Source organism: Nocardioides pymetrozini (assembly GCF_046058985.1).
Taxonomy (GTDB): Bacteria; Actinomycetota; Actinomycetes; order Propionibacteriales; family Nocardioidaceae; genus Nocardioides.
Map to the genome: position 1 here is coordinate 1,481,946 of NZ_CP175556.1, position 21,828 is coordinate 1,503,773.

Annotated in this window: 26 protein-coding genes; 10 read left to right on the plus strand and 16 right to left on the minus strand. The window is 71.8% G+C overall.

Annotated features, from left to right (window positions below; genetic code table 11):
* Position 1: 1 nt before the first annotated feature.
* The 5 genes from ACJ5H2_RS07210 to ACJ5H2_RS07230 are packed head-to-tail and all read left to right on the plus strand — an operon-like array spanning position 2 to position 5,259.
* Positions 2–1,207 (plus strand): type II secretion system F family protein, encoded by a 1,206-nt coding sequence (locus ACJ5H2_RS07210; protein WP_408898891.1) that lies wholly within the window; start codon positions 2–4, stop codon positions 1,205–1,207.
* Positions 1,207–1,692: a type II secretion system protein gene (locus tag ACJ5H2_RS07215; RefSeq protein ID WP_408898892.1), complete on the plus strand. Its 486-nt coding sequence runs from the start codon at positions 1,207–1,209 to the stop codon at positions 1,690–1,692. Before ACJ5H2_RS07210 ends, ACJ5H2_RS07215 begins: the two co-directional genes overlap by 1 nt.
* A complete protein-coding gene (locus ACJ5H2_RS07220) occupies positions 1,689–2,315 on the plus strand; it encodes a type II secretion system protein J (RefSeq protein WP_408898893.1) in 627 nt (208 codons plus the stop codon). Before ACJ5H2_RS07215 ends, ACJ5H2_RS07220 begins: the two co-directional genes overlap by 4 nt.
* Positions 2,312–4,462 carry a hypothetical protein gene (locus ACJ5H2_RS07225; RefSeq protein ID WP_408898894.1) on the plus strand — a complete coding sequence of 717 codons (2,151 nt, stop codon included), beginning with the start codon at positions 2,312–2,314 and terminating at the stop codon, positions 4,460–4,462. The genes ACJ5H2_RS07220 and ACJ5H2_RS07225 overlap by 4 nt, the downstream gene beginning before the upstream one ends.
* A 53-nt stretch (positions 4,463–4,515) precedes the next feature.
* Positions 4,516–5,259, plus strand: a complete 744-nt coding sequence (locus tag ACJ5H2_RS07230; RefSeq protein ID WP_408899597.1) for a prepilin peptidase — start codon at positions 4,516–4,518, stop codon at positions 5,257–5,259.
* Here ACJ5H2_RS07230 and ACJ5H2_RS07235 read toward each other — a convergent pair.
* Positions 5,235–6,392, minus strand: a complete 1,158-nt coding sequence (locus ACJ5H2_RS07235; protein ID WP_408898895.1) for an SMI1/KNR4 family protein — start codon at positions 6,390–6,392, stop codon at positions 5,235–5,237. The two genes, ACJ5H2_RS07230 and ACJ5H2_RS07235, sit on opposite strands and share 25 nt — an antisense overlap.
* 267 nt (positions 6,393–6,659) lie before the next feature.
* Here ACJ5H2_RS07235 and ACJ5H2_RS07240 point away from each other — a divergent pair, with 267 nt between their 5' ends.
* Together ACJ5H2_RS07240 and ACJ5H2_RS07245 are read left to right on the plus strand one after the other, a co-directional pair.
* Positions 6,660–7,082 carry a DUF222 domain-containing protein gene (locus ACJ5H2_RS07240; RefSeq protein WP_408898896.1) on the plus strand — a complete coding sequence of 141 codons (423 nt, stop codon included), beginning with the start codon at positions 6,660–6,662 and terminating at the stop codon, positions 7,080–7,082.
* Positions 7,046–7,852: a DUF222 domain-containing protein gene (locus ACJ5H2_RS07245; protein ID WP_408898897.1), complete on the plus strand. Its 807-nt coding sequence runs from the start codon at positions 7,046–7,048 to the stop codon at positions 7,850–7,852. Before ACJ5H2_RS07240 ends, ACJ5H2_RS07245 begins: the two co-directional genes overlap by 37 nt.
* Before the next feature lie 32 nt (positions 7,853–7,884).
* On the opposite strand, the gene ACJ5H2_RS07250 is transcribed toward ACJ5H2_RS07245, so the two are convergent.
* From ACJ5H2_RS07250 to ACJ5H2_RS07270, 5 genes are all read right to left on the minus strand, one after another.
* Entirely contained in the window at positions 7,885–8,091 is a 207-nt protein-coding gene (locus ACJ5H2_RS07250) for a DUF6458 family protein (RefSeq protein WP_408898898.1), read from the minus strand.
* 46 nt (positions 8,092–8,137) lie between these two features.
* The gene (locus ACJ5H2_RS07255) at positions 8,138–8,338 is read right to left on the minus strand and encodes a hypothetical protein (RefSeq protein ID WP_408898899.1); all 201 of its coding nucleotides are present in this window, start codon (positions 8,336–8,338) and stop codon (positions 8,138–8,140) included.
* Between the two features lie 155 nt (positions 8,339–8,493).
* Entirely contained in the window at positions 8,494–9,966 is a 1,473-nt protein-coding gene (gene cls, locus ACJ5H2_RS07260; RefSeq protein WP_408898900.1) for a cardiolipin synthase, read from the minus strand.
* A 121-nt stretch (positions 9,967–10,087) separates the two neighbouring features.
* On the minus strand, positions 10,088–10,744 hold the full coding sequence (locus ACJ5H2_RS07265) for an alpha/beta hydrolase (RefSeq protein WP_408898901.1): 657 nt from the start codon (positions 10,742–10,744) through the stop codon (positions 10,088–10,090).
* 37 nt (positions 10,745–10,781) lie between these two features.
* Positions 10,782–12,110, minus strand: coding sequence for a cryptochrome/photolyase family protein (locus tag ACJ5H2_RS07270; protein WP_408898902.1), 1,329 nt, complete (start codon positions 12,108–12,110; stop codon positions 10,782–10,784).
* 43 nt (positions 12,111–12,153) lie between these two features.
* Between ACJ5H2_RS07270 and ACJ5H2_RS07275 the strand changes: the two genes are divergently transcribed.
* Together ACJ5H2_RS07275 and ACJ5H2_RS07280 are read left to right on the plus strand one after the other, a co-directional pair.
* Positions 12,154–12,549 carry a homing endonuclease associated repeat-containing protein gene (locus ACJ5H2_RS07275; RefSeq protein ID WP_408898903.1) on the plus strand — a complete coding sequence of 132 codons (396 nt, stop codon included), beginning with the start codon at positions 12,154–12,156 and terminating at the stop codon, positions 12,547–12,549.
* Between the two features lie 14 nt (positions 12,550–12,563).
* Positions 12,564–13,127, plus strand: coding sequence for a DUF4334 domain-containing protein (locus ACJ5H2_RS07280; RefSeq protein ID WP_408898904.1), 564 nt, complete (start codon positions 12,564–12,566; stop codon positions 13,125–13,127).
* Here the strand turns inward: ACJ5H2_RS07280 and ACJ5H2_RS07285 are convergent.
* The 7 genes from ACJ5H2_RS07285 to ACJ5H2_RS07315 are packed head-to-tail and all read right to left on the minus strand — an operon-like array spanning position 13,112 to position 18,082.
* The gene (locus tag ACJ5H2_RS07285; protein ID WP_408898905.1) at positions 13,112–13,738 is read right to left on the minus strand and encodes a flavodoxin family protein; all 627 of its coding nucleotides are present in this window, start codon (positions 13,736–13,738) and stop codon (positions 13,112–13,114) included. The genes ACJ5H2_RS07280 and ACJ5H2_RS07285 overlap by 16 nt on opposite strands.
* A gap of 39 nt (positions 13,739–13,777) precedes the next feature.
* A complete protein-coding gene (locus tag ACJ5H2_RS07290) occupies positions 13,778–14,158 on the minus strand; it encodes a DUF1304 domain-containing protein (RefSeq protein WP_408898906.1) in 381 nt (126 codons plus the stop codon).
* Positions 14,155–15,003, minus strand: coding sequence for an SDR family oxidoreductase (locus ACJ5H2_RS07295; protein ID WP_408898907.1), 849 nt, complete (start codon positions 15,001–15,003; stop codon positions 14,155–14,157). The genes ACJ5H2_RS07290 and ACJ5H2_RS07295 overlap by 4 nt, the downstream gene beginning before the upstream one ends.
* A complete protein-coding gene (locus tag ACJ5H2_RS07300; protein WP_408898908.1) occupies positions 15,000–15,947 on the minus strand; it encodes an ABC transporter substrate-binding protein in 948 nt (315 codons plus the stop codon). The genes ACJ5H2_RS07295 and ACJ5H2_RS07300 overlap by 4 nt, the downstream gene beginning before the upstream one ends.
* Complete coding sequence (locus ACJ5H2_RS07305; protein WP_408898909.1) at positions 15,944–16,612, minus strand: ABC transporter permease subunit; 669 nt, start codon at positions 16,610–16,612, stop codon at positions 15,944–15,946. Before ACJ5H2_RS07305 ends, ACJ5H2_RS07300 begins: the two co-directional genes overlap by 4 nt.
* Positions 16,609–17,262: an ABC transporter permease gene (locus tag ACJ5H2_RS07310; protein WP_408898910.1), complete on the minus strand. Its 654-nt coding sequence runs from the start codon at positions 17,260–17,262 to the stop codon at positions 16,609–16,611. Before ACJ5H2_RS07310 ends, ACJ5H2_RS07305 begins: the two co-directional genes overlap by 4 nt.
* Positions 17,263–17,269: 7 nt before the next feature.
* Positions 17,270–18,082: an ATP-binding cassette domain-containing protein gene (locus ACJ5H2_RS07315; RefSeq protein ID WP_408898911.1), complete on the minus strand. Its 813-nt coding sequence runs from the start codon at positions 18,080–18,082 to the stop codon at positions 17,270–17,272.
* Between the two features lie 156 nt (positions 18,083–18,238).
* Between ACJ5H2_RS07315 and ACJ5H2_RS07320 the strand changes: the two genes are divergently transcribed.
* Positions 18,239–18,718 (plus strand): SRPBCC family protein, encoded by a 480-nt coding sequence (locus ACJ5H2_RS07320; RefSeq protein WP_408898912.1) that lies wholly within the window; start codon positions 18,239–18,241, stop codon positions 18,716–18,718.
* 95 nt (positions 18,719–18,813) lie between these two features.
* Here ACJ5H2_RS07320 and ACJ5H2_RS07325 read toward each other — a convergent pair whose 3' ends face one another.
* Genes ACJ5H2_RS07325 through ACJ5H2_RS07335 form a run of 3 tightly spaced genes read right to left on the minus strand, consistent with a single transcriptional unit; the run spans position 18,814 to position 21,787 of the window.
* Positions 18,814–19,233 (minus strand): nuclear transport factor 2 family protein, encoded by a 420-nt coding sequence (locus ACJ5H2_RS07325; RefSeq protein WP_408898913.1) that lies wholly within the window; start codon positions 19,231–19,233, stop codon positions 18,814–18,816.
* Positions 19,230–21,233, minus strand: coding sequence for an FAD-dependent oxidoreductase (locus ACJ5H2_RS07330; RefSeq protein WP_408898914.1), 2,004 nt, complete (start codon positions 21,231–21,233; stop codon positions 19,230–19,232). Before ACJ5H2_RS07330 ends, ACJ5H2_RS07325 begins: the two co-directional genes overlap by 4 nt.
* Positions 21,230–21,787, minus strand: a complete 558-nt coding sequence (locus ACJ5H2_RS07335) for a PadR family transcriptional regulator (RefSeq protein WP_408898915.1) — start codon at positions 21,785–21,787, stop codon at positions 21,230–21,232. Before ACJ5H2_RS07335 ends, ACJ5H2_RS07330 begins: the two co-directional genes overlap by 4 nt.
* Positions 21,788–21,828 lie beyond the last annotated feature (41 nt).

The window sequence follows — 21,828 nt, forward strand, 5'->3', positions numbered from 1 at the left end:
GATGCCCAAGTACGCCTTCGCCGGAGTCGACCTGGAAGGGAAGCGCGTCAAGGGCACGCACAGGGCGCCCAGCCGCAGCGATGCCGAGGTCGCTCTCTACCAGCGCGACCTGCGCGACCTGCGGGTCACCGAGAAGAAGAGCATCCTCCAGTACGAGATCACGGGCCCGCGGATTAAGAAGGACGAGGTCATGCACCTCTCCCGCCAGATCGCCGCCTTCCTCCGCGCCGGTCTCCCGATCCTGGACGCCGTGCACTCGATCGGCGCGGAGAGCGAGAACTCGTCGGTCCGCAGGATGATGCACGACATCGAGGACGGCCTGCGGACGGGGGAGCGGTTCTCCGACACCCTGGAGCGCTATCCCAAGGTCTTCCCGGAGTACTACCGCGGCATCATCCGATCTGCGGAGCTGACCGGCGAGCTCGACACGGTCCTGGCGCGGCTGGCCCGCTATATCGAGCGCGACCTCGAGGCGCGGCGCAAGATCAAGTCTGCCCTCATCTATCCCATCGCCGTGGCCGTGATGTCGGTGGTCACCGTCCTCGTTCTCGCGCTCTACGTGCTCCCGAAGTTCGAGGACTTCTTCCTCGAGCTCGACGCCGAGCTCCCGTTACCGACGCGGATGCTGCTCGGTTCGACGCGCTGGCTGGGCCAGTGGTGGTGGGCGGTCGCCGCGGCCGTCGGCGCATGGACGCTGCTCTTCGCGCTCTCCCAGCGCTTCGAGCGCGGCAAGCACGCGTGGCACGCCTTCCTGCTCAAGGTGCCGGTGCTGGGGGAGACCATCCAGTACGCCCTGGTCGAGCGCTTCTGCCGCGTGATGGCCTCGATGGTCTCGGCGGGGGTCAACCTCCCCGAGGCGATCCGCGTCGCCACCGACTCGCTGCGCAACCGCGTCTTCGTACGGCGACTCAACGGCGTCACCGAGCAGATGCTCGAAGGCCAGGGCATCGCAGGTCCGCTCGCGCGCACCGGCCTGTTCCCTGGAACCGCCACGGCGATGCTCCGGGTCGGTGAGGAGACCGGCTCCATGGACACCCAGCTCGAGGTGACGGCGGAGTACTACGAGGACGAGCTCGACTACAAGATCAGCAAGCTGACCGCCCTCTTCGAGCCGGCCGTCATCATCGTGATGGGCGGCATCGTGGGCTTCGTCGCGGTCGCGCTGGTGTCCGCGATGTACGGCATCTTCCAGCAGGTCGAGATCTGATGGTCCCGCGCCTGCGCCGCCGACTGGCCTCCGGCCCCGACGCCGGAGTGACGCTGGTCGAGACGCTGGTGGCGCTGGCGGTCCTCAGCATCGCGGGCGTCGCGATCCTGGCCGGGCTCCAGCTCAGCGTGCAGACATCCGATATCCACCGGAAGCAGTCGACCGGCGGGTCGTCGGTCCGCAGCTACGCGGAGGCCATCGAGAGATATCTCGACGACGACGCCCACTACGTGCGCTGCGCCGGCGCCGGTGCCTACGCACCGGCCGTCGTCGGATACTCGCCGCCGACCGGCTACACGGCGGCACAGGCCGCAGCCGAGCCGCTCGACGGCAACGGTGCGGTCATCGCGACCGGCGCCTGCCCGGGCCGCGACCGGGGCGTCCAGCGGCTCAGGCTGACGGTCGGCAGTGCCGACGGGCGGGCCACCGAGCGACTGACGATCGTCGTCCGACGAGCGTGCGGGACGGGTACGGCGTGCCCATGACCGACAGGCGCCCGCTGCGTGACGACCGTGGCTTCACCCTGGTGGAGATGCTGATGACGGTCGCCATCATGGGCGTCATCGTCACCGCCCTGTGCGGGATCGTGATCAGCTACTTCAAGACCACCGTCGACACCCAGGCGCGGTTCACCGAGTCGCTGGACGTCCAGTTCGCGGCGGCCTACTGGCAGCGCGACGTCGCGAGCATCGGTGTGCGGTCCTATGACGCCGGGACCAAGACCTTCCCCCTCCAGCAGTCGGTGGGGGTCACGCCGGCCTGCACCCTTCCCGCCGGGACGACCGTCGTGACCCTGGCATGGAGCGCCTACACCTCGTTGGACTCCACGGCGGTGCCGAGCCCGGTGACGGTCAGCTATGTCGCGCAACCCGACGGTGGTCGGTACGACCTGGTCCGGCGCCGCTGCCACGGCTCGACAGTGGTCTCCACGGTCGAGGTCGCGCACAGCCTCAACCAGATCCCCACGGTGACGTGCGATATCGCCTGCAGCGGGTCGGGTGCTCAGGTGCCGCGTGTCGTCCGGCTGAGCATGTCGGTCCTCGATCCCGAGGGCAACGGCACGGTCGCCCATACGGCCACGCTCGCCGGCGAACGGAGACAGTCATGAGCCACCGTCCCTCCCTTCGCCGACGCGACGACGAAGGCGCCATCTTGATCATCGCGATCTTCGTCGTCGCCGTCGTCGCGGTCGTGACCGGGGTCGTCCTGACCCGCGGCGACGGGAGCCTTCGGGCCACGGTCGCCCTGCGGGACGTGGCGCGCTCGTCGTACGCCGCCGACGGGGCAGCGCAGACCGCGATCAACGCGCTGCGCACGGGCCACAACGTGGGCTCGGGCGAGCCAGATCCGTGGTACTACACCAACAGGGTCGGCACCGGCTGCTTCGGGTTCGACGGCAGCGGCGGGGCGACGACGCCGAAGGACACACTGACCCTCGACAACCTGATTCCGACGCAAGGTGGCGACACCGCCAGCGTGATTTCCGCCGCGGTCGTCTGCGAGCCCGAGGACGCGACCGGGGAGCAGGGCTCCGCCGTTCCCATCAACAGCTCCAACAAGCCAGGCAATGCGATCTTGACACTCGGCACCGGAGGCGAGACTGGGTTCAACTTCAAGACCAACGGCTCGGGCGCGGCCTTCCGGGTCAAGGGCGGCATCTGGGTCAACTCCGACATCGTGCGGGACAACAACGGCAACCTCGAGTCGACCGAGAGCATCCGGGCTCACAGCGGCTGCACGCCGGCGGCGGCGATGGTCGCGCCCGTGGTCGACTGCAACGCGGGCACCGCCGCGGACCCCGCCTATCAGAGCGACCTCGTCCTGGCGGGCAGCGGCATTCCGTCTCTCCAGACGCCGCCGGCGACCTGCCCGAACAACGGCTCGGTCCAGCTCGAGCCGGGCTACTACGACGACGTCACGAAGCTCAATGCGCTGACCAACACCAACCAGCAGTGCTTCATCCACTTCAAGCCGGGGGCGTACTACTTCGACTTCCACAACGCGAGCGGTGACGCGTTGCACGACAGCGACATCGCCCCGAACACCGGAAACGTGTGGACGATCGGTGGTCGCAAGACGGTGGTGGCGGGGACGCTGACGAGCGACACCACCGTGCCGGGCCGCTGCGTCAACCCGATCGACGACGTCAACGCCCAGGGCGTCCAGTTCATCTTCGGAGGGACGAGCCGACTGCTCATCGAGGCCAACGGCCAGTCCACCGCGGTCGAGATCTGCGGCAGCTACCACGCGAGCCGTCCGCCGATCGCGATCTACGGCCAGCGGACCGGATCGACGCCGTCCCCGACCGTGGTCGACGGGGCCAACGCTCGGACGGCGACGTCCGTGCCCGTGCCGGGTAGCTTCGCCGGCGCCACTCCGGCGGCCCTCCAGGACGCCGGTGGAGGCGAGGCGGTGTGGACCAAGGTCGGCCCGGGGAGCGAGACCTCGACGATGACCGTCGACGGCTTCGCACCGGCGACCGCCATCCCGAAGGGGGCAGTCCTGACCGCCGCCACGCTGCGGATCCGGCACAAGGAGGGCGCGGCGAACAGCACGGCCTCGACGGTGGCCTTCACCTCCAAGGACGCGTCGGGCACCACGGCCCTGGCCACCAGCTACCCGCTGCCGGTGCGCACGACCATGACGGAGGACCAGATCGTCCTGGCGAGTGCCAACAGCGCGAACTGGACGGCCCTGAAGCGAGCCGTCCACGACAAGGGCTTCACCGGTGCCACGCTCGCCTACCGGGCAGCCCTCAGCAGCGCTGCGCAGACCGCATCGGTGGACTCGATCCGGCTCGAGCTCACCTACTACGTCCCGGACCTGCGGGCCCAGTCGGGCTCGGTCGCGTCCCCGGGAGGAGACCCCGTGATCAAGGTCTCCGGCAACTCGACGACCTACTACGTCCAGGGGACGACGTACACGCCCCTCGCTCTGATCGACCTCGCGCTCAACAACATCGACGAGTCGGTCTTCCGGTTCGGGGTCGTCGCCCGATCTCTGAAGGTCTTCGAGACGGGATCCTTCAGCTATCCGGGGGCAGTGATCGAGCTGCCTGACAACTCGCCGGGCTTCGGCTTCGAGCGCACGATCGTCCGGCTGAAGGTGTACCTGTGCGCGGGCGTGTCATCGGGATGCACGCCCGGCGCTGGAGAGCTCGCGCTCGAGTCACGAGTCGAGCTGTTCGACGAGGGCGGGACGCCGGGCCCTCCCCACCGCGAGGTCACGGTCTTGAACTGGAGCCACCAGCGCTGAGCGAGCAGGGATTCCTCGAGGTCGCCGTCCCGGTCTTCGCCGGCCTGCTGGGGCTGGCCATCGGGTCCTTCCTCAATGTCGTGGCCCACCGGGTGCCGGCGGGGGAGTCGGTGGTGCACCCGCCGTCGGCCTGCCCGGCATGTAAGCATCCGATCCGCCACCGCCACAACGTGCCCGTGCTCGGCTGGCTGGTGCTGCGCGGCAGGTGCTTCGACTGCGACGCGTCGGTCAGCGCGCGCTACCCGCTGGTGGAGGCGGGGACCGGGCTCGCGTTCGTCCTGGTGGCGCTGCGCTTGGGGAGCGACGGCGGCGGACCGCGGCTGCTGCCGGCGTACCTGGTGTTCGCCGCGGTGAGCATCGCACTGGCCCTCATCGACCTCGACGTGCACCGGCTCCCCGACGTGATCGTGCTGCCGTCGTACCCCGTCCTCGCGGTCCTGCTGGCGCTCGGTGGGGACGGCGGTGCGCTGCTGCGCGCCCTGGAGGGCGCGGCGGCGCTGACCCTCTTCTTCTTCGTGGTCTGGTACGTCGCACCCGGCGGGATGGGCTTCGGCGACGTGAAGCTCGCCGGGTTGGTGGGTGCGATGACCGCCTACCTGACGTGGGGAACCTTCCTGGTGGGCGCCTTCCTCGGCTTCCTCCTCGGCGCGGTGGCCGGCGTCTTGCTGATGGCAGGGGGAAGGGCAGGACGGAAGACCGCACTGCCCTTCGGGCCCTTCATGGTGCTCGGCGCCTGGACCGCGATCCTGGGCGCCGGGCACCTCGGGGACCTCTACCTGGAGTCGCTGGGACTCTGAGCGCCGGGGTCGGTGTGCGCACCGCACGCCTGCAGCGCGCCGAGGACGCTCAGCCGTAGCTGGTCGTTGGTCGCTCGGTCGAGGGCGACGAGCAGGTCGGGCACCCAGCGGGGGTCGGGCTGCGCCCGCAGCACGCTCGCCGCCACCAGGGCCGTGGAGACGTCGTCGGTGGAGCGCAGCTGTGCCGCGGCGATCTCCGTGCCCCGCGGGTCACCCACCCGTGCCAGCTCGTAGCACCCGCCGACGGCCGCGAGATGGTCCAGGGCGGCGGGGGTGCCGATGGTCGCCAGGGCGTGCTGTCGCTGACGCTCCTCCCAGTCCGGAAGGTCGAGACCGACGAGGAAGGCGACCACCTCGGGGCCGCCGATGCGGGCGAGCGCCTGGAGGACGCTCGTCGTCGCGATTCCGTCGCGCGCGGCCGCCATCAATGCAGGCGCGGCCTCGGGGGAGCGGACCCGGCCCAGGACGATCGATGCCCGCACGTCTCCCGCCTGCGTTGCGGCCAGCAGGTGACGCGTCGTGCCCTCGTCGGCTTCGACGCCGACCTGTTCCTCGACGGCGTCGACCAGGAAGGCGCGGAAGGACGACCAGCGGCTGGCGCCCTCCTTGTAGTGGTCCCAGACCTCCCACTCCTCGCCGGGTCCCGGCCCCCCGACGGGCACGAGGAGTGAGCAGTTGGCGTCGAAGCCGCGCGCGATGAGCAGCGCGTCGCGGACCGGCCGGTGATCCCGCACCTCGCCGTACTCGTGAACAGGGGTGAGGTCGGGACCGCCGTTCGCCTCGTCGATCTCGTCTTGGGTGCGCACCCACATCGCAACGAGCTCCGGCTCGACGTCCCGGTACCACCGGAGCTCGGCCGCCGGCAGGAAGCCCATCGACTCGCCCGGCGGGTTGTCGGTCACCGGCCCCATCGTGTCGCCGTACGCGCCGTCCGAGAGCAGCAGGAAGGCGCGGAACGACGGCGGGAAGCGCGTGCCGAGCCGCTGCTCGGCGGCGACGACGTCGGCCGTCGTGGCCGGTGCACGAAGCAGGCTCCCCGAGCGCGCGGCCTCCTCGTTCAGGCGCTCGTGCGTGCCGAGCGCGGCGAGCTGGGTCTCGCTCCACTGGCGCAGGAGCGCGGCGAGGTCGGTCACCGCAGCAGTATGGGCCGACAGGGGTGTGCACGAGATATCGAACATCTGTTCGACGTCGTGTAGGATGGCTGCAGGCCGTACGGCGGGATGCTTCGAGTGGTCCCGGGGACCTGAGGCGCAGCGCTGCAGGACAGGGTCGTCACGACCGCTGAGCCGTCGGGCTCCTCCTGGAGGGCGAGACCCCGCCCGTCCCGCCCGTCTGCTGGAGCACCGATGTCGACCGCCGTCCTCGTGCCGCCCCATCCGGTGGTGGCGTGCGCTACGCGCGTGCGCGAGGTGGTGGCGGGGGTCGCCGACTCCCAGCCGGTGTTCCTCTCGACCTCCGAGAAGGAGCGGGCACTGGTCGAGCTCGCGCGGGCCGAGGCCCAGGTCGCGGAGCTGAAGGCGCGCGTGCTGGCGGCCTGCGACGACGTCGCGGCCGAGCACGGCGCGCGGGACGTCGCGGCGTGGCTGGCTCATGCCACGCAGGCGGATCCGCGGGCCACGCGAGCGGACCTCCACCTGGCCAGGGCACTGGAGCGGCGGCCGTGGGTCGCGGCCGGGATGCGGGACGGGGTCGTCGCCGTGGCACAGGCGCGGGTCATCGTCGATGCCGTCGAGGACCTGCCCCCGAGCTCGGACCGGAGCTGGCCGTCGAGGCGGAGCGGACGCTGGTGGAGTACGCCGCCGCACATCCCCCGCGAGAGCTGAGGAGGCTGGGGCGCCGGATCCTGGAGGTCGTCGCGCCCGAGGTCGCCGAGGCGGAGGAAGGGCGTCGGCTGGCCGACGAGGAGCGGCGGGCGCGCGAGAAGGCGTCCCTGCGCTTGCGCGATCTCGGCGACGGTCGGACGCGGATCTGGGGGACGCTGCCGACCCCGGTGGCCGAGCGACTCGAGCACTACCTCCAGGCCTTCACGTCGCCACGGCATCGGGGCCACGACTCCCCCGGGAGCGAGCGGGTGCCGCAGCACCGCGCCTACGCGCACGCGTTCGAAGCCCTCCTCGAGCTGCTTGACCCCGACCGGCTCCCCGAACACGGCGGTGACGCCACGACGGTGATCGTGACGCTGGGTCTTGCCGAGATCCTGTCCGACCTGGCCACCGCGGGCGTGATCGCAGGCGACGGCGAGGGCGCGATCTCGGCCGGGGAGGCACGGCGGCTGGCCTGCCAGGCGCACATCATCCCCGCGGTGCTGGGTGGGAAGGGGGAGGTGCTCGACCTCGGCCGTCGGATGCGGCTGTTCTCGAAGGCGCAGCGCCGAGCGCTGCGACTACGGGACCGGCGGTGCCGAGCCGAGGGATGCGCCATCCCGGCGAGCTGGACGGAGGCCCATCACCTCGCGCCCTGGTCGGCGGGCGGACCCACCGACCTCGCGAACGCGATCAGCCTCTGCTCGCACCACCATCACCGGATCCACGACCACGCGTTCCGGCACGAGCTGCTCGCCAGCGGGGACGTGCGCTTCCACCGGCGGACATAGGCCGGCGGACGAAGGAAGGACGGATGACAGCCTCACACCCGGTCGTCGTAGTGGTGGACGGTCCGCTCGCGGCGCCACGGCGGCGCGATCATCAGCGAGAGGACGATGGCGAGCACGCCGGCCGCGATCAGGATCGCGCCCAGCGCGCCGTCGTTGATGAATTCGAGGTCCACGGTGATGACGTCGAGCGCCAGGATCAGCCCGAGGACGAGCAGGACGATGCCGAGTCCGATGTACATGGTCACAAGGTGCCCGAAACCGGGCCCGTGATACGTCAGGTCCTCGTCAGCGCTGTCCGAAGCAGACCAGGCAGGAGCGCGGGTCGTGGCGGATGTTGCTCTCGTGCAGCCGCGCTGCGCGGACCAGGAGCTCGTCCAGTGCCCGCTCCGAGGCGGCGATCTCGAGGATGACCTCCTCCAGCGCGGGCGAGAGACGTGGAGCGGCGCTCCGCGCCCGTGGCTCCTGCTCGGCGGCTACTGCGTTCATGGGTTCCTCCCCGGCGGTGACCGAGACGGTCGGTCCTTCGAGGATCGGGGCCGGCGCGGCCCACGGCAACGGGTTCGGCCGAGGTCGGGACCATCGACATGCCCGGACCGCCCGAAGGGGCTACGCGACGCGGGCCGGACGGTCCCGGCTTCCGCCTACTGCAGCGCAGCGGTCAGTCGCGCCACGTTGTCGACGTACTTCGCGCCGGGGGAGCGCTCGGTCCACTCGGGCAGGGTGAGCTCCGTCGACAGCGCCCGGTAGCCGTCCTCGATCCGGCGCATCCGGGCCACCACCGCCGGGTCGGGCATCATCAGCGAGACCTCGTAGTTGAGGGCGAAGGAGCGCATGTCCATGTTGCTCGATCCCACCACGGCCACCTGGTCGTCGATGGTGAAGTGCTTCGAGTGCAGGATGTACGGCGCGGGATAGCGGTAGATCCGCACCCCCGCCTCCAACAGCGCCTTGTAGTACGACGCCTGCGCGTGGCCGACGAGGAACTGGTCCGACACCTCGCTGACGAACAGCTCGACCTGGACGCCGCGCTCGGCGGCCGTGGTGACGGCGTACAGGAGGGACTCGTCGGGGACGAAGTACGGCGAGGTCAGCGAGATCCGCTCGGTCGCCGCGTAGAGCAGGGTCGTGAACATCCGCAGGTTGTTCTCCGCGACCAGGCCGGGCCCGCTCGGCACGACCTGGCAGGGGACGTCGAAGATCTCCTCCGGACGGCGGTCCGGCTCGCCGTGGACGGCGACGAGGTCGACCACCTCGCCGGTCTCGACGTACCAGTCGGAGGCGAAGACGGCGTTCAGCGCGCCGACCACCGGTCCCTCGAGTCGCACCATCAGCTCGACCCACTCGCGCCCGCGCCGCTGGTTGGCCCGCTTGTTGTAGCAGGGTTCGGTCAGGTTGAGGGAGCCGGTGAACCCGACGCTGCCGTCGATCACCAGGATCTTGCGGTGGTTGCGCAGGTCCGGGCGGCGGAAGCGGCCCCGCAGCGGCTTGATCGGCAGCATCGGGTGCCAGGCGATGTCCGTGCGGCGGAGCCGTCGCACCATCCTGCGGTAGCCCGGGATCCGGCGGGACCCGATGTGGTCGAAGAGGAAGCGTACGTCGACGCCGCGCGCGGTCGCCCTGGTCAGCGCCTGGAACACCGGGTCGGTGACGTCGTCCCAGGCAGCGATGTAGAACTGCACGTGCACATGGCTGCGGGCCCGGTCGATCTCCCGGGCCATCTCGCTCATCAGCGCGCGGTAGTCCGACCACAGCTCGACCTCGTTGCCGCCGGTGATCGGCAGCGCCCCCAGCCTCTGGTTGAGGGCGGCGACCCCGGCCACCTGCTTGGGCAGCCGGGTCGTGTCGAAGGACAGCTCGAGCTGCTCGCTGCGCTCGCGGATCGCCGCGATCGCCGTTCGCTGGCGCCGGATCCTACGGGTGCCGAGCCGGATCCGGCCGAACAGCAGGAAGATGGAGAAGCCGATGATCGGCTCGATCAGGATCAGGAGCAGCCAGGCCATGCCGGTCGACGGCTTGCGGTTGCCGGGGATGATGCCGAGCGCGGCGAGGCGCAGCACCATGTCCAGGCCGAAGATGATCCAGCCGAGCGTCGACGTCGGCACGAGCCAGTTCATAGGGGAACCCTAGGGAATCGCCGTCGCCGGCCCCGGCCGACACATGGCGACTCGACGGGTCGGAAGTGACGACTCGACGGGTCGGAAGTGACGACTCGACCCCGGAGTCGTCGGCGCACCGTCACCGGGAGGGGGCGAGGATCTCCCGGACACCCGCGACGGCGTACGCGTTCCAGGCGGGGACCCGTCGCAGGAGGTAGTGCCCGACGGCGCCCATGTCCGTGAACTCCGCGTCGGCCACCCGCGCGGCGCGGGCGACGAAGGCGCGGGTCGCGCGGGCGGACGTGATCCGGTCGCGGCGACCGTGGGCGGCACGAAGCACCTTGCCGGTCAGGGGACGGACCGGGTCGTCCGGCGGAAGCCACGGTGCGAGGGCGACCACACCGCGGACCGACGGGTGGTCCGCGACGGCGACGCCGGTGCGGGCGCCCATCGAGTGGCCCAGGATCGCGACCGGCAGGCCGTGGGCCCGGGCGATCTCGTCCAGGGCCCAGCGGGCGTCGGCGACGGGGGCCGGCACGGGGCCGTGTCCCGCGTTCCAGCCGCGCGTGCGGTAGCGCAGCACGAGGACGCCGATGCCGTCGGTGCGCAGCGGGCGGGCCACCTGCCGCGCCAGCGCCCGCCCCCGTCGCCAGGACAGGCTGCGCCCGTCGACGGGCTGCGTGCCGTGCTGGGCGCCGCCGTGGAGCACGAGGGCGATCGCCCGCGGGCTGCGGGGCAGCCAGGCGTCGGTGAGGGCGGGCGCGGTGCCGGCCGGGGGTGAGGTCATCTCGGGCATCACTCGTCCTTCGGAGCCGGCCCCGTCGGCGGATGGGTCAGGATCCATGACGCCGCAGCAGCTGGTATGCCTCGAGCGTCGCGGCGCGCTGCTCGGCATGGTCGACGATCGGCTCCGGGTACGCGCCCAGGGACGGGTCGGCGAGCTCGGGCACCCAGCGCCGCACATAGGCACCGTCGGGGTCGAACTTCCTGCCCTGCGTGGTCGGGTTGAAGACCCGGAAGTACGGCGCCGCGTCGGTGCCGCAGCCGGCGACCCACTGCCAGTTGTGCTGGTTGCTGGCGAGGTCGCCGTCGACGAGGTGGGTCATGAAGTGGCGGGCGCCGTGCTGCCACTCCACGTGCAGGTCCTTGACCAGGAAGGACGCGACGATCATGCGGACCCGGTTGTGCATCCAGCCCTCGGCGAGCAGCTGGCGCATCCCGGCGTCGACGATCGGGTAGCCCGTGCGCCCCGCCGCCCATGCCTCCAGCCGCCGTCGCCGCTCCCTGCCCCTCACATAGGGCAGCGCGCGCAGCTCGGGTCGGAAGTAGCTCCGCGCCGAGCCGGGCCAGTGGTGCAGCACGTGCGCGTAGAACTCGCGCCAGGCCAGCTCCTTGCGGAAGGTGGCGCGATGGGAGGCGTCCGGGTCTCCCGGCGGGACGTCCAGGTCGGCCAGCACAGTGCGGGGGTGGATCGTCCCCCAGCGCAGGTGTGGGGAGAGCCGGGAGGTGGCGTCGAGGTCCGGACGGTCGCGGACGTCCTCGTACGGCGTACCCCGCCACTCCCGCCACTGGGCGAGCGCCGCTGCCTCGCCCGCCTCGGGCAGCTCGACTCCGTCGAGGTCGGGCTCGGCGGGCAGGTCCTCTCCGGGGGCCTCCACCCAGGTCACGGCGGCGGGGTCTGACTCGGCCGGAGGTCGCCAGCCATGCTGCGCCCACGCCCGGTGGAACGGGGTGAAGACCTGGTAGGGGCCGCCGCTCCCGGTCAGGAGGCGCCCCGGCGCGACGGCGTACGGCGAGCCCGTGCGCACGAGCGGGACCGCCCCGAGGGCCGCCTCGACGCGGTGGTCGCGCGCGGCGCCGTACGGACCGAAGTCGGCGCTCACCTGCACGCTCGCCGCGTCCACCTCCGCCGCCAGCGCGGGCACGACGTCCTCGGGCCGGCCGCTGCGGACCACGAGGCCCGGGCCGTGGCGGCGCAGGTCCCGGTCGAGCGCGCGGAGGGTGCGGAGCAGGAAGGCGCGCCGGGGCGCGCCGGAGGGGGAGAGGAGGGCGTCGTCCAGGACGAAGAGCGGCAGCACCGGACCGTCGCCCGCGGCGGCGAGCAGGGCCGGGTGGTCGCCGAGCCGCAGGTCGCGGCGCAGCCACAGGATGCTCGGCCTCATCGGACCATGCTGGCAGACCGGTGGATATCGCTACGGTGGCTGCATGCGCGATCCCGAGTACTCCGACGAGCAGATCGCCGCGGACCTCGCCGCCGCGGCCGCCGAGCTCGGCGAGCCGCTGACCGCGGCGGGCTACGACGCCTGGCAGCGCCCGCGCGCGGCCGCGTCTCCGGCGCTGCTGATCCGGCGCTTCGGCTCTTGGAACGCGGCGTGCGCGCATGCCGGCGTCGCGACGAACAAGACGCGCTCGACCAGCCGCCGCTGGAGCGACGAGGACGTGGTCGCCATCGTGGCCCGCTATCTCGCCGAGCCAGGCAGCGCCGGGACGTTCGCCGACTACGCCGCCTGGGCCAAGGACCAGGACGGCGTGCCCAGCGGTGCCACGCTGCGCCAGCGCTTCCCGTGGGCGGAGGTCAAGCGGCGTGCGGCGACCACCTAGGCGACAATGACAGCATGACTGTCATTCCCGCCGAACGGCTCGCCACGCTCGAGCCGGCCTGCGCCCTCGCCGACGCACTGGCGCTCTTCGACAGCCTCCCCGCCGTGCGGGCCGAGGCGGTCACCGGCCGGTGGCACGGTCGCGAGCTCGCCACGGGACACCCGATGGACGGGCTGCTGGAGGCCTCCGGTTGGTACGGCAAGCAGTTCGACTCGGTCGACGAGGTCCACCCGCTGCTCTTCCGGGCGCCGTCCGGCGCGATCGTCTCCGTCGACCCGCGGCGCATCCCGTTCGGCATGGTCGACAGGATTCCCTCCGGCGTGGTCGCCCGGGGGCGGCAGCTGATGGGCGCGGCCCTGCCCGTGCTGCGCACCCGCAGGCCGCGGGCCCGACTGCGCAACGTGGAGTACCGCGGCGTCGTCACCGCCGGCATGAGCTACGACCACCTGCCGATCATCGACCTCTTCCGGCGCGTCGACGACGACACCCTGCTCGGCTGCATGGACCTGCGCGGCGCGCCGCCGTACTTCTTCGTGCTGGAGCGTGACCGAGCGTCGGCGGCTCAGGACGCCGGATAGGGCGCGGCGCGCAGCAGCGCGGCGAGATGGGCGAGATTGCCCGCGAGTGTCGCCGTGGTCCCGGCGCTCTTCTCGGGCTCGGGGTCGAGGTCCTGGTAGTCGACGGCCTGCATGGCCTCGCCGACCCAGTAGGTCACGGCATTCGCGGGGATCGTGAAGCCCACGTCGTTGAGGGCCTGGTAGACCTCCGCCGAGACGTGGTGGGCGCCGTCCTCGTTGCCGACCACCGCGACGCCGGCCACCTTGCCGGAGGTGAGCATGCGACCCTCGTCGTCGGTCTCGCTCAGCTCGGCGTCCAGGCGCTCGAGGACCAGCTTGCAGACGGCGGAGGGCTGGCCCATCCAGATGGGGGTGGCGAGCACCAGGATGTCGGCGGCCAGCATCTTCGCGCGGATCTCGGGCCAGCTGTCCCCGTCGCCCTCGTCGGTGCTGACGCCGAACGCCACGTGCTGGTCGACGATGCGCACCATCTCGCCCTCGACGTCGTGCCCGCGCAGCGCCTCGAGCACGCGGAGGCCGAGCAGCTCCGAGCTCGACCGCGAGGGAGAGGGCTTGAGCGTGCAGCAGAGGACGAGGGCACGCAGCGGCCCGGTGTTCTCGGTCTTGTCCATGGCCCTGCTGGTACCCCTCGCCCGGGTGACCCAGCCGGGTCAGCGGGCGACGGCGAGCAGCAGCACGGCCAGCGCCGGAAGGCTCAGCTGGGTGATCGCGGCGCGGGCCTTGTCGGGCGACGAGACCAGCAGGACGAGCCCCGCGGCGACCATCGAGCCGGCACCGCAGAAGACGAGGGTGGCGCCGACGGTGTCCTCGTCGGCGGCCAGGGCGGCGACGCCGCCGAGGGTGATGAGGGCGAGGAAGAGGTTGTAGAAGCCCTGGTTGAAGGCCAGCTCCTTGGTCGCCTCCGCCTCCGCGAGGCTGGTGCCGAAGGTGGCCCGAGTGCGGGGGCTGGTCCAGGTCAGCGACTCCATGAACCAGATGTAGACGTGCAGCAGGGCGGCGAGGGTCGCGAACGCCAGGGCGAGGGTCGTCATGTCGGCGATCCTCCCGCCCGCGACAGGTACGCCGCCAGCCCGATGGGGGAGCGTCCGGTCAGCCGCTCGACGTGGTCGGTCACCCCGGCCAGCTCGCCGCGCGCGATCGCGGTGTAGGTGGACACCCAGGCGTCGTACTGCCAGTCCGGCGCCTTCCACCGCCGTCGCGAGGCGTAGGCCTCCTCGACCGTCTCGTCGTGGAAGGTGACCGGCCGGCCGGTGTGCCGGGCGAGGAGCTCGGCGATCGCGGCGAAGGTGAGCGCCTCGGGGCCGGTGAGGTCGTAGGTCGCGCCGCGGTGGCCGTCCGGCGCGAGCAGCACGGAGACGGCGCTCGCCGCGATGTCGTCGCGCGCGACCGCGGCCACGCGCCCTTCGCCCGCCGGGCCGCGGATCACGTCGTCCTCGCCCACGAGCGCGGGCAGGAAGTCGAGGTAGAAGCTGTCGCGCAGGAAGGTGAAGTCCGGGCCTGCGGCGCGGAGGTGCTCCTCGGTCGCCCAGTGGTCACGTCCGAGGGTGAAGGTGCAGTCCGGCCCGGCGCCGTAGAACGAGGTGTAGACGACGTGCCGTACGCCGGCCGCCGCCGCGGCGTCGACGAAGGCGCGATGCTGCTCGAGACGGTCGGCCGACTCGGCCGCGGACACCATGAGCAGCGTGTCCACCCCGGTCAGCGAGGCGGCGGCGAGCGCGTCGTCGGCGTACGACATCGCGGCGACGGTGGCGTGGGGGAGCTCCGGTGCCCGGGACGGGTCGCGGACCAGCAGGCGCTGCTCGATGCCGCGCGACGCGAGGGCCCGGGCGACGCGCCCCCCGAGCCCTCCCGTCGCGCCGGTGACGGCGATCGTCACACGAGGCCTTCCTTCTCGAGCCAGTCCTTGGCTATCGTGGCGGCGGGGAGCTGCTCGTCCACGCTGCGGGCGTCGAGGTCGACGAGGTCCTCCGGCGACATCGCCGCGCTGACCCTGTTGATGATCCCAGCTGCCTCGTCGCTCAGGTCGTCGCTGGCGACCGGCACCACGTGGGAGGCGAGGAAGAGTCCCTTGGTGTCCTGCAGTGCCACCAGGTCGTTCTTCTTGATCGACGGGTCGGCGGTGTAGATGATCGCCAGCTGGATGTCGCCGTCCTTGAGGGCCTTGACGGTGAGCGGCCCACCGCCGTCCTCGATCGGCGTGAACGCGACGTCCACGCCGTAGGTGTCCTTGAGGCCCTTCGGGCCGTTGGGGCGGCTCTCCGCCTCGGAGTTGGCGCCGAAGGTCATCTTCTCGGTGACCTTCGTCAGGTCCTCGATCGTCTCCAGGCCGTACTTCTCGGCGAACGCCCGGGTCACGACATAGGAGTCCTGGTCGGTGGCGGGGGACTGGTCGAGCACGCGCAGGCCCTTGTCCTCGGCCGCCTGCTCGAGCTCGCTGTAGACGTCGTCGGCGAGCCGTGCCTCGGTGTCGGGCTCCCAGACCTGCAGCAGCGGGCCGGTGTACTCCGGGAAGAGGTCGATCGAGCCGCCCTCGATCTCGGGGAGATAGGCCTCGCGCTGCCCGATCTTGAAGTCGCGCTCGACCTCGATGTCCGCCGCCTCGAGGGCCTGCGCGTAGGCCTCGGCGATGATCTCGTTGGAGTAGTAGTCCTGGGAGCCGATGACGATCGTGTCGCCACCCTCCCCGCCGGAGCTGAGCGGGTCGGACTCGCCGTCGCCGCAGGCACCGAGGGCGAGCGAGGCGACGGCGACCAGCGCCAGGCCGATCTGGGTCGACCGACGGGCCGGCCTGCGGGCCGACAGGAGAGGGGTGCGGGTCATGACGGAACCTTTCCAGTGGTGGGACGGCTGGCCCGTTGCAGCGCAGCCAGGGCGAGGTCGAGCAGGAGGGCGAGGCCGGCGACGAGCAGGGCGCCCGCCAGCATCTCCTCGTACTGACGGGACTTGAGGCCGGAGAAGAGATAGCGACCCAGCCCGGTGTCGGAGATGTACGCCGCCAGGGTGGCCGTCGCGACGACCTGCAACGTGGCGGCGCGGATGCCGCCGAGGATCACGTCGGCTCCCAGGGGGATCTCCACGCGGGTGACGAGCTGCCACTCGCTCATCCCGACGGCGCGGGCCGCGTCGACGGCGGCCCGGTCGGCCGACTCGACGCCCGCGTAGGCGCCGGCCAGGAGCGAGGGGAAGGCGAGCGCGACGAGGGCGAGCAGCGGGGCCTCGATGCCGATCCCGAGCGCGAGCCCCAGCAAGGTCAGAAGACCGAGGGTGGGCACGGCGCGCACCGCGCCGGCGAGGGCGACCACGACGAGGCGCCCGCGGCCGGTGTGGCCGATGAGGACCCCGAGCGGCAGCGCCAGCACGGCCGCCATCGCCACGGCCGCGAAGGTGACCAGCAGGTGCTGCACGATCCGGTGGTCGATCCCCGTGGGACCGCCCCAGTGGGCGCCGTCGGCGATCCAGGCCAGCGCGTCGCCGAAGAGCGTCATGCCGTCACCCCCGTCGGGACGGTCCCGCGCCACGGCGTGAGCACGCGGCCGAGCAGGACGAGCAGGCCGTCGAGTGCGATCGCGAGCAGCATGGTGGCGAGGACACCGGTCACGATCTCGGGACGGATGTCGCGCTGGAAGCCGTCGGTGAGCAGGTTGCCCAGGCTCGGGATGCCGACGAGCGCGCCGATCGTCACCAGGCTGACCGTGCTCACCGTGATCACCCGGATCCCGGAGAGCAGGACCGGGACGGCGAGGGGGAGGTCGACCCTCCAGAACAGCCCGACGGGGGAGTAGCCCATCGCCTCGGCCGCCTCCCGGACCCGGTGGTCCACCGAGCGGAAGGCGTCGGCGGCGGTGCCGGCGAGCAGCGCCGTGCCGTAGACGGCGAGCGCGACGACGAGGGTCAGGCCCGAGCGCAGCGGGATGCCGAGCAGGACCGGGATGACGATGAGGAGCGGCAGCGCGGGCACCGAGTAGAGCAGGCTCGCCGTGCCGAGGACGACGGTGCCGGCCCGTGGCCAGCGCCACGCGACGCGGCCCAGCACCACGGCGACCAGCACGCTGACGACGATCGCGGGCACGGCCAGGCGCAGGTGCTGGACCAGCATCTCCAGGACGTACTCCTGGTTGGCCCGGAGCCAGGTCACGGCGTCCTCACTCCAGCACCCCGACGGGACGGCCGTCGCCGTCCACCACCAGGTGGCGCCCGTCGACGTCGACGGTCCGCAGGGAGCGCTCGGCGCGGTCGGAGCCGATGAAGTCGCGCACGAAGTCGTCGGCGGGATCGGCCATGATCTCCTTGGGCGTGCCCGTCTGGGCCACGATCCCGCCGGTGCGGAGGACGACGACCTCGTCGCCCAGCCGGAAGGCCTCGTCGATGTCGTGGGTGACCAGCACGATGGTCTTGCCCAGCTCGGCCTGGAGCTGGAGCAGCTGGTCCTGCAGCCCGCGGCGCACGATCGGGTCGACCGCGCCGAAGGGCTCGTCCATGAGGAGCACGTTGGGCTCGGCGGCCAGGGCGCGCGCGACCGCCACCCGCTGCTGCTGGCCGCCCGAGAGCTGGGTGGGGTACCGGCGGCCGAGCGCCGGATCGAGGCCGACGAGCTCGAGGAGGTCGAGCGCGGCCGCGCGTGCTGCCCGCTTCGGCGTACCGGTCAGCACGGGCACGGTCGCGACGTTGTCGACCACCCGGCGATGGGGGAGCAGACCGCCGGCCTGCGGGACGTAGCCGATGGAGCGGCGCAGCTCCACCCGGTCGAGCCCGAGGACGTCGCGGTCGTCGATGAGAACGGTCCCGGTGGTCGGCTCGACCATCCGGTTGACCATCCGCATCAGCGTGGTCTTGCCCGACCCGGAGGTGCCCACGAGTGCCAGCGTGCGGTGCGAGGGGACGGTGCAGGAGAAGCCCGTCACGGCGACGGTGCCGTCGGGGTAGGTCTTGCCGACATCGCGGAACTCGATCCCCATGCGTCGAACCCTACGGTGCTCGGGGGACAACGCGGCGGACCTTCGCGCCAGCGGGGTCCAGGCACCGTGGCAGGAGTCACGAGGGACGGATCGGCCCGGTTCCGCTCCGAGGGCCCGGGTACCGCCCGGGACAACCGACGAGAGGAGCACGAACCCATGAGCACGATCGAGAAGTCCGTGACCGTCGACGTCCCCGTGCGGACGGCGTACGACCAGTGGACGCAGTTCGAGACCTTCCCGTCCTTCATGGAGGGCGTCGAGGAGGTCCGCCAGCTCGACGACACCCACCTGCACTGGCGTGCCGACATCGCGGGAGTGCACCGCGAGTGGGACGCCGAGATCGTCGACCAGACGCCGGACGAGCGGATCACCTGGCGCGCCCTGGACGGCACCAAGAACGACGGCACCGTCTCCTTCGCCCCCGACGAGCTGGGCCAGTCGACCCGGATCACGCTGCGGATGGAGTTCGAGCCCGAGGGGATCGTCGAGAAGGCAGGCGACGCCCTCAACATCATCGACCGCCGCACCGAGGGTGACCTCGAGCGCTTCAAGAAGTTCATCGAGGCGCGCGGGACCGAGACCGGTGCCTGGCGTGGGGATGTGAAGCCGGGAGACATGGACAACCCGGCGCTCTGAGGCCCGGCGCGAGTTTCACCGGCCGGCCGGTGAAACTCACGCTTGGACGAGGAAGCTTCATCGTCCAAGCGTGAGTTTCCTCGTCCCAGTTCGCGTTATGTCGCGTCCTCGGACGCCATCGCGACGATCTGGTCGAACCGGCGGCCCATCGCCGCGGCCAGTGCCTCGGCCGCGCGCAGCGGCCGCACCATCACCGTGAAGTCGGTGACCAGGCCTTCCTCGTCGAGCACGAGGAAGTCACAGCCGGTGAGCTGGAGGCCGTCGACGCGCGCCTCGAAGACCAGGGCGTGGCCGTCGCGGTCCTCCAGCTCCCGCACGTAGCGGAAGTCCTCGAAGACCTCGATGACGTGGGCGAGGATCGCCCCCGTGATCGCCTTGCCCTCGTAGGGGCGGTGGGCGACGGGACTGCGGAAGACGACGTCGTCGGCCAGGCAGGCGCGCATCGCCGCGAGGTCGCGTGCCTCGACCGCGGCCCGGAAGCCGCCCCCGGCGCCTCCCGAGGCCCCGGCACTCACAGCGCCGCCGCCAGCTCGGTGCCCTGCTTGATCGCGCGCTTGGCGTCCAGCTCGGCCGCGACGTCCGCGCCGCCGATGAGGTGCACCGTGCCCGGGAAGCCCGCGGCGAGCAGGTCGTCGTACAGGCCGCGAACGGACTCCTGCCCGGCGCAGACGACGACGTGGTCGACGTCGAGCACCTGCGCGTGTCCGTCGACGGTGACGTGCAGGCCCGCGTCGTCGATCCGGTCGTAGGCGACCCCGGTGAGCTGGTGCACGCCGAGGTCCTTGACCACGGCTCGGTGCACCCACCCCGATGTCTTCCCCAGGCCCTTGCCCTGCGCGGACTCCTTGCGCTGCAGCAGCCAGACCTCCCGCCTCGGGTCGCGCGGCGCCTTGTCCGTCACTCCGCCGCGTACGACGGCCGGGTCGGCCACGCCCCAGTGGGCCTTCCACTCCGCGAGGCTCTCCTCGCGATGGGCGAGCAGCTCGGTCACGTCGAAGCCGATCCCGCCCGCCCCGAGGACGGCGACCCGCCTGCCCACCTCGACCCGGCCGGTGATGGCGTCGGGATACGAGACGACCTTCGGGTGGTCGATGCCCGGGATGGCCGGCGTGCGCGGCTCGACGCCGGTGGCGACCACGACCTCGTCGTACCCGTCGAGCAGGGCGGGGGTCGCGCGGGTGCCCAGCTTCACGTTGACGCCCAGGACCTCCATCCGGCGTCGGAAGTAGCGCAGGGTCTCGGCGAACTCCTCCTTGCCCGGGATCTGCATGGCGAGGCGGAACTGGCCGCCGATCTCCTCACTCGCCTCGAACAGGGTCACGTCGTGACCGCGCTCGGCAGCGCTGACCGCGGTGGCCAGTCCGGCGGGTCCGCCGCCGACGACCGCGACCCGCTTGGCCGCGCGGGTCGGACCCAGGACGAGCGTGGTCTCGTGGCAGGCGCGGGGGTTGACCAGGCAGGAGGCCCGCTTGGCCTGGAAGGTGTGGTCGAGGCAGGCCTGGTTGCAGCCGATGCAGGTGTTGATCTCGTCGGCGCGCCCGTCACGGGCCTTGTTGACGAGCTCGGAGTCGGCGAGGAAGGGGCGTGCCATCGACACCAGGTCGACGCCCTGTGCGAGGACGGACTCGGCGACCTCGGGCGTGTTGATCCGGTTGCTCGCGCAGACCGGGATCGACACGACCTCCTTGAGGCGCAGGGTGCTGTCCACCCAGGCGCCGCGCGGGACGCTGGTGACGATCGTGGGGACGCGCGCCTCGTGCCAGCCGATGCCGGTGTTGATGACGCTGGCGCCGGCCGCCTCGATCTTGTGCGCCAGGGCGACCGTCTCGTCCCAGGTCTGGCCGTCGGGGACGAGGTCGAGCAGCGACATCCGGTACATCACGAAGAAGTCCGGCAGCTCCTGGCGGATCCGACGCACGATCTCGACCGGGAAGCGCATCCGGTTCTCCGCCGAGCCGCCCCACCTGTCGGTACGCCGGTTGGTGCGGGCCGCGAGGAACTGGTTGATGAGATAGCCCTCGGAGCCCATGATCTCGACGCCGTCGTAGCCGGCCTTGCGCGCCAGCTTCGCCGAGGCGACGAAGTCGTCGATGGTGCGCTCGACGGCCCGCCCGGAGAGGGCGGAGGCCTTGAACGGGGTGATCGGCGACTTCGTCGCGCTGGCGGAGACGCTGAACGGCGTGTAGCCGTACCGTCCGGCGTGCAGCAGCTGCAGGACGATCCGCCCGCCGTTCTCGTGCACCGCGTCGGTCACCCGCTGGTGGCGGTGCGCGTTGAGACGGGTCGTCATCTGCGAGCCGAACGGCAGCAGCCAGCCGCGGATGTTGGGGGAGTAGCCGCCGGTGACGATGAGGCCGACGCCGCCGGCCGCGCGCTCCGCGAAGTACGCCGCCAGCTCGTCGACGTGCCAGGGTCGGTCCTCCAGGCCCGTGTGCATCGATCCCATCACCGCGCGGGACTGGAGGGCCAGGCCGCCGACGACGGCGGGCGAGGTGAGCAGCGGGTAGTGCGTCATCGGGGGGTCTCCTTGCCGGTCCTGCGGGTGTGGGCGTCGATGTACTCGGTGAGCCAGCGGATCCAGAACTCCTCCATCAGGAGGCCGCCGCGCAGCACGAGGTAGATGTCGAGGTCGGCACCGTCGAGTGCCTCGGGGTCCGGGAAGTCGCGGGCGGCGAGGTACTCGTAGAGCGAGAGCCGCTTGGTGTGCTCGTCGAGCTGGCGGCGCAGGTCGTCGAGCAGGGCCGCACGGTCGCCGTACGACGCCCCGCGCATCTTCACGCTGACGCTGCTGCGCATGGCGTCCGGCGCTGTGGGCTCGGCGATCCAGCGCGCGAGCTCAGCCCGGCCGGCGTCGGTGACCGCGTAGACCTTCCTGGTGGGTCGGTCCGCCTGGGGGACCGGCGCGGCGCTGACCCAGCCGTCGCCCTCCATCCGCCCCAGCACCCGGTAGATCTGCTGGTGGGTGGCGGACCAGAAGAAGCCGATCGACGCGTCGAAGCGGCGCACCAGGTCCGCGCCCGACGCCGCGCGCTCGCTCAGGGAGACGAGGATCGCGTGCTCGAGGGCCATGCGCTCAGGATGCAGCAATCCAGAGGGCTATGCAACTAGTT